The organism is Pseudomonas huaxiensis (assembly GCF_003231275.1).
In the GTDB taxonomy this organism is placed as follows: Bacteria; Pseudomonadota; Gammaproteobacteria; order Pseudomonadales; family Pseudomonadaceae; genus Aquipseudomonas; species Aquipseudomonas huaxiensis.
Genome location: NZ_QKVL01000029.1, coordinates 68,139 through 79,898, shown reverse-complemented (window position 1 = coordinate 79,898; position 11,760 = coordinate 68,139). Strand labels below are relative to the sequence as shown.

Sequence of the window (11,760 nt, the reverse complement as noted above, 5' to 3'; positions counted from 1 at the left end):
TTTTTCATACAGAGCCTAATTGCATGCCAGCCCCTCGCGGTTGGTCAGCTCATCAATCAGGTTGCGTTCATCCTGCTGGAACTGCGCTTCGAGCGCCCGGATGCGCTCACTGGAGCGCTGCGGTGAATCCTCCGGATACAGGTCGATCAGTTCCAGCACCCGCGCCTCGAACACCTCCTTGATCGCTTTGAAGCGCTCGCCATGGGCCTCGCGCAAATACCCGACCCAGAAGTCCCGCTGCGCCGCATAGTCCAGCAAGAGTTGCCCGCCCTCACCCTGCCGGACCCGATCCAGCGCCCGATCCAGCTCCGCCGGCCGGACATCGGCAATGGTGCGGTAGAGCATCCGCCCGGGCGGCACCGGCAAATCAAGTTCTTCAGCCCAGTGCAAGCGGTAGGCCAGACGCACCTCCGCTTCATCCCGGGTGCCGGCCTGCTCGCGGGCGATGGTATCCAGCGCCTGCAGGCGGTACAGACGCCGCATCAGTCGATACAACGTCGGCCCCCGCTGCTGCTCCGCTACCTCCAGCAACGACTGGCGGATGAACACCTGGATTTCCATCTGGTTGAACTCCAGACGAATACCGTCAGGGCACGTGTCGTAGTTTCTAAGCTGACGCAATGGCTCCTGCGCCATGCCGTTGAGGGTCAGGCGCAGCTCGACGTCTCGCGCCGTGGCATCGAGAACTCGCCAAACGCGCGCGACCAGTTCGGGTCGCGAACCGGCACTGCGGTAGTCGGCGGTGTGCCGCAGACGCCCGATCATCTGCAACAAGTCGGCGGCCTCCTCGCAATGCTCAAGCTGCTGCCATGTGGCACGACGCGCTTCGTTTTCGTCCACGTTGCCAATCAGCCAGTCATCGAGCAAATCGTCCTCTTCATCCGAACTCGTCCCGGCGCCGTGGGAGTGCCCCGAGCTGCTTGCGAACTCGTCCGAATCCGAGGGGTGCGGTTCAACGCGGAGCTGACGAATGTCCTCGGGAAAATCCATTTCGAATACGAAGGGCCGGTTGTCCGCGATCGAAATAAAAGCCCGCCGCATGGTTTCGTGGGTCAAGGGATTACCGAGCAGCGAAATTTCCGTGAAGGCATCGGGGTTGCGGTGGTTTTCCAGAAGGTATTCCGGCAACACGCTGATCTGGTTGCTGGCCAGGCTCAGTACCTCCACCCGCAGCGGAACCAGTTGGTCGAGCCACGCCGGCCAGGTGTCGATGCCCATCGCATTCAGGCTCAGCAAATCGAGTTGACGGTCCCCGAAGCTCGACAGATCGGTGATCGTGCCCAACGTATTGCCATCGAGTTCCAACGAGGATAGCCGTGGCAATGCGGCGATCGCCTCCATCACCCTCTGGTCGACCAACAGGCCGACGTCAATCAAGGCCAGGCTGCGCAATTCGCGCATGCTTTGCAGTGCGTTGGGCAGATGGGTCACTGGATGTTCGAGACCGCTGATGGCCAGCCCCTCGAGGTGTGGAAACTCCGCAAGAAAGTGATCGAGCATCTCGGGCGTTCCGGCGGAGTTCAGCAACTCCAGACGGCGCACACGCTGATAGAAAAACACCGGCAGCCGCTGCGGGGCGTCATCGAGCGCGAGCGAGTCCAGTTGCAATATGGAAGAGGTATTGCCCTGAGACTCCTCGCGCCAGAAATTCAGGTAATTCTCGGCCACTCGATGACGAGCGGCACGGCGCGCTTCGTTCAGCAGTTGCGTCGAGCTTGAGGTCTCCTGCCAGGCATCGATGGCCTCGCTCAGCAAGCCCTGCTCGCGCAGCCGTACGTCAAGGTCGGACTGGAGCGTGTCGGGAATATCCAGGTCGAAACTGAAGCGGCGACCACTGCCCTCGCTCAGACGCGCATTGAGAATCGACTGGCGGGAAAACACATTGCCATTGAGCACGATTCGCGTGTGATGCCCGGCGTCGGCCTGGTTCTGCAAAACATGCTCCGGCAACTCGACAAGATGGTTGTCAACCAGAGACAGGCGGCTGATCCGGCTGAGCGCCTGGCGATCGAGCCATTGCGGCCAGCGCGTCATGCCGACCCGGTCCAGCCCCAGGAAATCAAGGTCGAACCCGGCGACACTGAGATGCGCTGCATCGAGAAGTACATTGCCGCTGAGGTCCAGGTGCCGCAGTTCATTCAAGCCGCTCAGCGCCACCAGGACGTCAGGGGTCAGGGTCAGGTGCACATCGTTCAGGTGCAATCGCCGCAGCCGTGGGCAACTCGAGGCCACGCTCCGTGGAAGGTCCACTACCGGCCAGCCGAAACCGCGATGAATTTCCAGGCTGCGGACCTGTGCGAACCGTTGCAGAAAACGCGGCAACATCGCTTCGTAGCTGAATTGGCCGTCTGCTTCGCTGACCAGCCCGGCGCCCGGCACGGTAACGTCGCGCAGCACCAACCCCTGAACGCGGTCGAGGACAAACGCCGGAAGGTGGTCGGGAAAGTCCGAGACGGTGATCGACTCCAGTTGCAAGGCCCGTGCGCTCCGACCGATTTCCGGCAGGTTGTTGCCTCGCCAGTGCGCCCACACTGCTTCGGCAATGCGCTCCCGGGCGGCGGTTCGCGCTTCACCGGGGTCACCCGCGACGGCCTGGGCCTGCCGCCACTGCTCCAGGCTACCGCCAAGCACGCGCTGTTCCTCGAACAGTTGGTCGAGGCGGTCGCTGATAGCAGGTCGGCCAAGGCCAGCGCTGTAGAGCTCTCTCAAGATGTCCTCGGCGAAAGCGTCCTGGAATCCGAGCTGGCGAATCCGGTCCTGCAACGTATCTTCAGTGACATAGTCAGCCAGGGCACCGCGACCGCTCAACGGATAACCAAGCCGGCCATCGGCAAGGCGCATCGGTGAGCGAACACCGGGTCGCCCAGGCTGCATCTGCAATACCTGCCGCACCCACTGAAGGGACGGCAGAGGCTGTGCCAGCAAGAGGCGACGCAGCAGCGCCTTGCCGCCCAATCCGACACCCAGTGCGTCGCGCTGCGCCATGGGCAGCGCCTCTATAACGGCGCAAAGCAGGTCATCAGCGGACGATGGTGCAGGTGAGTTATCCGGGCGGGCGACCCGATAGCCTTCGCCGTCCTTGAGCAGAACCTGGCGAATGGGTGCCTCGGCAGGACCGACACTGTCAATCAGCGGACCATCCACGGCACGGGAGCGGACCTCCAGGCGTACCTCGGGTGACCATCCCGGCAGGGCTGCAACGCTACGCAACACCAGCCTGTCGCTATCAGGGCTGCCTACCGCGTCCAGATACAACCCTTCGCACGCCCGGGCAAGGCGCACCTTTTGCTGATAGGCCCGGGCCTCCTCGGCCAGTCGCAACGGCACCTTGCGCTCATTGCTCAACTGCACCCGCTCACTCGCATCGGCATGCGCCAGCAGCTCTTCGGCCACCGCTGCGGGCAAGCCGGTGAAGGTTTTTGTCAGCTGCTGCACCTCGGCACCCGGGCTCCCTTGAAGCGCGGCGTAGTGGGCGTTGAACAACGCCCTTCGGGCAGCCGGACTCAACGCCTCGACCGCTCCATCCAGCGCCTGGTCGAGCCGAAAGCGCTGGAGGGTATCCGTGAGCAGGGCCGGTGGCCGCTCACTGTTGGCCAGGGCACGACGCAACTGTGCCGGGTGGATATCGCTGCCCCACAGCAGAAGGCGCGCGGTCTGTTCCGACAGCCCCTGCGCCAACGGCCCCATACGTTGAAACAGGGCCACGCCTTCCCACTCCAGCGGCTGGTCCAGTTCATGTAACCAGGCCCCGGCACCGTTGCTGCGCAAGGTTGGCTGGTAGGCGTCGGCACGGTCCGGGTGCTCCAGAAAATGGGCGCTACCCGGTGGGTTGGAAGTCACGCGGAAAATGCTCCCATCAAGGGGCAACCATTGCCTGCCCTGATAGTGATAGAGCCCACGCGAATCAGGCTGGAGTCCCGCCGGCAGCACGATGTCATGGGCGAAGGGACGCAGGTCGGGCTTCCACAGCCGGGTACTGCCATCCCCAAGCAGGACCGTACGCATTCCCCGTACCACTGCGGGCACCTCCAGGGCAGGCACAGCCGCCCCCGCCCCCGAGACCGCGCCAAGTGCGGCAACCTGGGCCAGGTTCTCGACCACGTCCATCAGGTAAGCCCAGCCTTGCTCACGCTCGCCTCGGCTCAGGCTGTCAAAACCCTCATAGACGTCATAAGCCAACTGCGCGCCAGTGATCGCCAGCATCAGCGCGCCCAGCCCCGGCATCGTCAGGGCGGCGATGTTGAGTGTGTTGACGGCGACATTGGCGACGTAGCGCAACCGCTCCTCGCGGGTCTTCTGGTCCTGGTCCGCAGTCGCCACTGCAAGGAACGAGGCATCATCCCTGAGCACGGCGATTTTCTGTTGTACGAGCCCGGTGAGCAACGCGCCGGACACCACCTGAGTCCCCAAGACAAGCGCAGCTTCACTGTCCTTGCCTTGCTCGTAGAAGCCCCGGGGGTTCCAGACTTTTGGGTAAAAGGCAGCGCCCAGCTCGGAAAACAGGCGATGGCGATGCCGCGCCGGAACAAAGCGCTCGAAAAACTTCGAATACCTGGGCTGTAGCAGCTTGTCACGCAGCGCATCATGAAACGCTTGCAGCGACGGGTACTCCTTGAGGGGGTCGAAGGGATCGTCCGGCAGATAGGCGAGTATCGGCCCATCACGGTAATCAGGCATCCACTGCGGATAGCCGATAACACTTTCGACAGCACGGTATTGAGCCATGATCAGGATGCCCGTCAACTCCACACCCCACAGGGTCAGAAAACTGCAGAGCAACGGTTTGGCAGTCTGAGCCACGTGCGGATGAGACAAACGCTTCACCAACGTGTCGTAGAGGGGCTGGCCAATCGCACGTTTCATATAAGCCGTATGCGCATGGAGAAGAAGCGCCGAGCCTTCGAAACGGTCGAAAGCAAAGGATTTTCCCTCCTCATCCTTGACAGCACTGTCGAGTACCGAGTCGATCAACGCCCGGTATTGCCCTCCCAGGTCCAGAGTGCGACAGAGCATGGCGAATGCTTCAGGCTCGATCTCCACGGAAGTACTATGCTGCGCAGTGCCATCCTCGATGTAGATACTCGATTTCAGCCTGGACTGCCGCATGCCGCCCGGCTCGGCTTCCCAGGCTTGGAAATTCTGCAGGGCAGCACCGAGCAATGATTGGGTCGCGGCCTTCGTCGCAAGGGCAATCTGCACCCAAGGATCCTTGGTAACGGCCATGAACGACTCATCAGTTTGCGACCGGCCGGCATGGAACAGCCAAGTGGTGCGCACGTCGAGGTTCAGGTTGAACTGTTGCTCGATCGCTGCCGTGAGCAACGGTTCGGCAAACGCTTCGAGATCGGGGATCCTGGCCAGGAGGCTTGTGCGAAGGTCCTCGAAATGGCGGTGTTTGGCATAAGCACGCTGCAACTGATCCGCCACTTGCGGGTGATCGCTCAGCGCTTTGGCGAACCAGGACAGCTCGTCCGGCCCCATGTTGCGCACGGCTGCACGCACCTCGCGGGGGGCCGAAGTCAGCCAGGTCGGGGCACGACGCCTGACCACTTCGTAAGCTGAGTCTCCCACTACCGGGGTTTCGCTCCGCGGCGGGATAGCGTCAATCGAATTCGACATCAGGCTGCCTCAATTCATCAATGGGCAGACGAGCCTAGCGACAGCGATTGGGCACCACGCGGTACAAGCGTATTTTTCGGCCCCTCGCTGTCACCGCCACCCTGGCGTCACTTCAGGCGTAACGTGATCCCTCCCGTTTGGTCAGCTCATCGATCAACTGCCGTTCCTCTGTGCGCAACCGCTCTTCCAGTACTCTGATTCGGGCCCCGAGTTCGTCCGCTGTCTCCCCCGGATACAAGTCTGTCAGTTCCAGTACCCGAGCTTCGAACCGGTCCTTGAGGTCCCGGAATCGATCGCCGTTGGTCTCGCGAAGATAGTCCACCCAGAAGTTCCGCTGGCTCGCATAATCCAGGAATTCCTGGCCCTGCTCGGCCTGGTGGACCTGCGCAAGGGCTTGATCGAGCTCGCCCGGCCGGATACAAGCGGCGAACTGATACAGCATCTTGCTCGGAGGTACGGGCAGTTCGAGATCATTCGCCCAGTGCAGCCGGTAGGCCAGACGTACTTCCGCCTCGTCCCGCCCGCCCGACTCGCGTCGCGCGATATCGTCCAGCGCTTGCGAGCGGAACAGGCGGCGAGTCAGTCGATAGAGGGTTTGCCCGCGCGCCTGCTCCGGAACATCGCCAAGCGACTGACGGATGAACAACTGCAGTTCCATCTGGTTGAACTCCAGCCGTATACCGTCCGGACAGGTGTCATGGTTGCGGACCTGGCGCAGCGGCTCCTCGGCCATGCCGTTGAGCGTGAGTCGAAACCCGGGGTCTTGCGCCGCCGCGTCCAACACCCGCCATACGCGCTCGACCAGTTCCGGACGACTGCTTGCACCCCGGTAATCCGCGGTATGACGCAAGCGGCCGATCAGGCCCAGCAGGTCTCTCGCGTCATTACCGGTTTCCAGTTGCAGCCAGATCCGCCGCCGCACCTCGTCCCGGTCCTCCCCCGCCGCCAGCCATGGCTCAACCGCAGACGTGCCCTGCCCGGTTCCTCCGGTACTGTGCGATTGCTCGGAGCCCTCGATGTCCGACTGGGAAAACTCCGAATCCGAATCGTGGTGATCGGGAGGGAGCCGCTGAATGTCCTCCGGCACATCCATGTGAAAGGTATAGGGACGGTTCCAGGCCTGAGAGACGTGGGCCTGGCGCACGGTGTCGTAAGTCAGTGGATTACCCCTGAGAGCGATATCGACATGTACGTTGGGATTGGAGTCACGACGATTGTCCCGCAGATACTGAGGCAACTCGGAAATAGCGTTATGTTCCAGACCCAGCATCTCCACCAACTCCGGGAGCAATTCGTCGACCCATTCCGGCCAGGCTTGCAGGCCAACGTTATTGAAGCTCAACAACGTCCAGTAGCGGTCCAACATCGGCGTGCAGTCGATGCTGGTGACCATGGTGTTGCCATCCAGGCCCAGGAAGGTGAGTTCGGGGATGCTGCACAAAAACTCGATGATCGACTGGTCGATCGTCAGCCCCTGATCATTCAGCGCCAGCGCGGTCAGTTCCCGCAGCTCCAACAGCGCAGGGGGCAGCACGCTCAATGGCGTAGTGTGGCCGCTCAGCTTCAGTCCCCTCAACTCGGTAAACCGACGCAGGAATCGGTTGAACTGCTCGATATCCGCCACCGGCCGGATCAATTCCATTTGCTGCACGCTCTCATAAAAGAACGGCGGCAGCCGGTCAGGAAAATCGCCCAGAGCGATCGCATCCAGTTGCAAAAGCGGTACGTTGACCACAGCGCGTTCACGCCAATACGCCAGGAGTACCTCGCGTACCCCGCGGCGCGCGCGCAATTGCTGCTCACTCGGCGTAGCGGAGGACGTGGAGGCCTCGGCCCACTCATCGAGCACGTCACTCAGCACGCGGTGCTCATTTCGCAACTGCTCGAAGTCACGCTGAAACTGAACTGGCTCCAGATCGAAACTGAACCTGCGATCAGCGCCCGCGCAAAACCGCAGGCGGCGCAGGGCCTGGACCGACAAGCGATTACCCAGCAATGACAGACGGGTGCCCGGCCCCTCCCCCATGGCCGCGTTGTCCGCCAGCCAGGCCGGCACCTGCGTTATCTCGTTGTCCGCCAGGGAAACCTCGGCAACATGGCCGAGGGCGGTGCTATCGAGCCAGTCCGGCCAGTTCGACAAACGCATACGCTCCAGCCCCAGGTAGCGCAGAGGCAGATTCATGGTCGTCACCGGAGAAGAGCGGACCTGGCTGATGCGGTTTCCGCTCAGGTCGAGCCGTTCAAGGTGTGCCAGGCAACCCAGGCTATCGAATGTGGCTTGAGTTACCTCCAGCGCCACATCGGTCAACATCAGGTTTCGGACCTGAGGCGCGCCCTCCAGCACCCTCGCGATCAGGTCGCTGGCACCCAGCGCCGGGTCATTGCGGACCGCCAGGGACGTTACGCAAGAAAAGCGACGGAAAAAGTCGCTGAGTGCAGACGACGAACCGCTGTCCACACCGATCAATTCCAGACTGTAAATCCGCTCATGGACGAAGGCCGGCAGTTGCTCGGGAAAGTCCCTCAGACTCACGTTTTCCAGGCGCAAGGGCCCGTTCCTGCCGGTCTCGGGCAAGCTGTTGGCTTCCCAGTGGTGCCAGATCGCCTCACCAATGCGCACGCGGCTGCCTGGGATGTCCACCGAGGCCGAAGCCTGCGTCCATTGCTCGAGGCAATGACGCAACGCCTGTTGCTCGTCCAGCAACTGATCGAGACGGGTATCGATGGCCGCCCGGCTCAGGCCCGACGCATAGAGCTCGCGCAAGATCGCCTCGGGCGGCAGCGACTGGAATTCGAGACAGCGGATCTTGTCGAGCACGCGCTCTTCGGTGACGAATGCCGGCAGTACGCCCCTGCCACTCAAGGGATAACCGGGCCGCCCGTCGGCAAGGCGCATCGGCGAGCGAGCGGACGGCTTGAGCGGCTGCATGCGCAGTACGTCGCGCGCCTCGGAACGAGACAGCGGCAGCAGGCGTTGCACCGCCTGTTTGAGCTCTGCCCCCTGGCCCACATGAGGGAACCCGAGTTCGCCGCGCTCAGGGTCTGGCAATGCATGCAGCACCGCCGAACAGAGGTTTTCGCGTCCGTGCAGCGACTGGCCGTCCGCGTCATGGGCTTGAAACCCACCTGCCTGCCTGACCAGTATCTTGCGAATCGGCGCATCGGCAGAACCGACCCGATCAATCAACGCCCCGTCTGTGCCCGCCTCACGGACCTCAAGGCGAACCCGGGGCGACCAGCCGGGTAACCGGGCGACACTGTGCAGAATCAGCTTTTCACTATCAGGATTGTCCACAGCGTCCAAAAAGATGCCTTCGTAGGCGCGAGCTACACGCACATTTTGCAGATAGGCGCGCGCCTCCTCGGCGATGCGCATCGGCAGTCGCTGCGTTGAAACCATGCGCTGCAACTCGGCGGGGCTGGCGTGGCGCAGCAGTTCCTCCACAACCGGCACGGGCAAGCCCGGAAAATCCCGGCGAACCACCGCGCCCGCCGGGGGAAGCGGCTTGAATGACCCGGCGTAGCGGGTGTCGAACAGCTCAGCTCTCCGGGCAGGGGCGCTGAATGCCAGTCGCTGCCGCAGTGCACGGCGACTGACTTGCGGATTGGGTCGTCCATGGCTGCCGCCCTCAGCGAGCAGACCACGTACATCAGCATCATCGAGGGCCAGCAACACCGTCCCCAGCACATCCTCGGCGTCAACGGGCACCTGAATCACCCGGGCACCTGGGCATTCATGCAGCACACTGCCCTGGGCGTCGCGCAACACCAGGCCTCGACCAGGCGGCCAGTGCGGATCAGCGGTCAGTAACTGCAGTTGCCAGCGCAGGTCGGCAGTGGCATCACCGGCGTGCAGTTGCGCGATGAACAGCTCCAATTCACGGCCCAGCCTCAAGCGCTGCGCCGTATCTTCAAGCAATGCCGGCGCTCGCTGCCCCTCTGCCAACGCATGCCGCATCACCGACTCGGGGGTATCGCTGATGCGCAGGATCCGCAACGCATCGTCATCCGTAAAAACGTCCGAGGTGTAACCCAGCCGACGAAATAGGTACAGCCCTTGCCAATGCCGTGGCTGATCCAGTTCGTGCAGCCAGCCCCCCGCACCGTTGTCGCGCAAACGCGGCTCGTAGGCATCGTCTCTGGCGGGGTGTTCCAGCCGATAGGGTTCGGTGGCGGTGGGTGGCTTGACCGCATAGGTACGCCCATCCAGCGGCCACCACTGTTTGCCCTGATGCTCGAAGAACCCCGCCGCATTGGGCTTGAGCCCCGCCGGCAACACGATGTCGTGGGCGAATGGCGCCAGGTCCGGCTTCCAGAGCCGCGTACCACCATCGGGCAGACGCACCACCCGCATCTGCCTGACCTCGCTGGGCACCTCCAGTGCCGGGAAACCCCGGCCTCCGGCGCCGATCGCCCCCAGTGCCGCGACCATGGCCACGTTTTCCACGACATCCATGAAATAGCCCCAGGCTTGATCCCGCTCGCCCCCGGCCAGGCTGTCGATGCCCTCGAAGGTTTCATAGGCCAATTGCACGGCCATGATCCCGAGCATGACCTCGCCGAGCCCGGGCACCACGAACGAAGCGATGTTGAGCGCCTCGAAGGCCTTTTCGAAAAAGTACGCGACTTTTTGCTCCAGAGACTTCTGATCCTCAACCGCCGTCGGAACCGCATGAAACAACCCATCGGCCTTCAGCACCGCCACCTTCTGCCGGTAAATGTCAGAGAGGAAATGCCCGGTGAACGGTTGTTCTTCCACGAGCAAGCGGGCCTTGCTGTCGAGTTTCACTTCGTACCAGCCAGCGGTATTCCAGACGTTGGGATAGAACGCCTGTTGAATGTTGGCGAACAGCAGGGCCCGATCACGGGCAGGCACGAAACGTTCGAAAAACGCCAGGTAACCCGGTTTAAGCATGCTCTCGCGCAACATGTCGATGAACTGCTGCGAAGAGTCGTAAGCGCACAGCGGATAAAAAGGGTCGTCCGGGATATACACCAGCACGCGCTCGATAGTGGTACTGAACTCGCGTTCCGGACTGATGACGACAATCCCTGTGAGGGTGACGCCCCACAGTTGCACGAAGCTGCAGCCAAGCGGCTTGCCCGCCAGCGTGGCCGGTCTGTTTTTGGCGATCTGTCGAAGTGCGTCACGGGTCGCCGGGTCGATGAGGTTGCGCATGAAGGCCAACTGCACCTGGAGCAGAAAGGCCGATTGCTCGAAGCTCGTGAACACGCCGCGCACGTTGAAGGCTGCGGCGTCGGGTGCATCCCCGGGCTCGGAGGGCGGGCTCAGTAGCGACGCTATCAACGCCTGATACCTGGCCCCCAGATCCAGCGTCCGACACAACGCCGCGAACTTCTCCGGGGCAATATCAAGCGGGGCTCCCTCAACGGTCATGCCCTCGATACGCGCATTGGAAACCACTACCGCCCGCGTGTTGCCACAGTCCATCGCACCCGGCGACGTTTCCCAGTCTTCGAAGTTCTGCAAGGCCGACTTCAGCAGCGGTTGCACTGCCGCCGCCATGGCGCCCCGCGGTAACAAAGGAGGGTCGGGAGGAAACTGTACCCCCGCACCGGCGGCCCGCCGGGGGTGAAAAAGATGACTGTTGCGAACATCGACATCCAGGCCAAACGCTTGCTTGATCGCAGCCTTGAGCAAGGGTTCGGCAAACACCTCGGGCGAAGGCAGGTGCGCCAGGATCTGATCGACCTTGCGCTCGTAGGAGCGGTGGTCGGCATAGGCGCGGGCCAATTGCTGGGCCTCCTCCGGAGCGGAGCGCCGCGCCTGCTCGAACCAGGGCACTGACGTTACCCCCACCTGACGCAGCACGCGATGGGTGGCGGACGAGGCGCTCACCAACCAGCCGGGGATTTTATCTTTTACCACTTCGTAATGTTCACGCATGGCGTCATCGCTATTCACGGACGCGCCGAACGAATTGACTTCTGACATGAAAACGACCTGCAACGTTAGTTAACGGCCGTCGAGAATAACCAGCGAAAGTGCGATAAAAAGCGTAAATAATGTATAGAAAACCTGCCACTCAGATCATCATTCAAAACCTGTCCCGACTATAAATACCACCTTCTTCATTTGTTCCATTCAGCTCATGGGAAACTCAGCCTTATCAATAGAAA

At 62.2% G+C, this 11,760-nt stretch carries 2 protein-coding genes; both read right to left on the bottom strand.

The genetic code is table 11. The features are described from left to right. Positions 1-15: 15 nt before the first annotated feature. Positions 16-5,619, bottom strand: a complete 5,604-nt coding sequence (locus DM374_RS24020) for an NEL-type E3 ubiquitin ligase domain-containing protein (RefSeq protein WP_110972112.1) — start codon at positions 5,617-5,619, stop codon at positions 16-18. A 112-nt stretch (positions 5,620-5,731) separates the two neighbouring features. Next, complete coding sequence (locus DM374_RS24015; protein ID WP_110972111.1) at positions 5,732-11,575, bottom strand: NEL-type E3 ubiquitin ligase domain-containing protein; 5,844 nt, start codon at positions 11,573-11,575, stop codon at positions 5,732-5,734. Positions 11,576-11,760 lie beyond the last annotated feature (185 nt).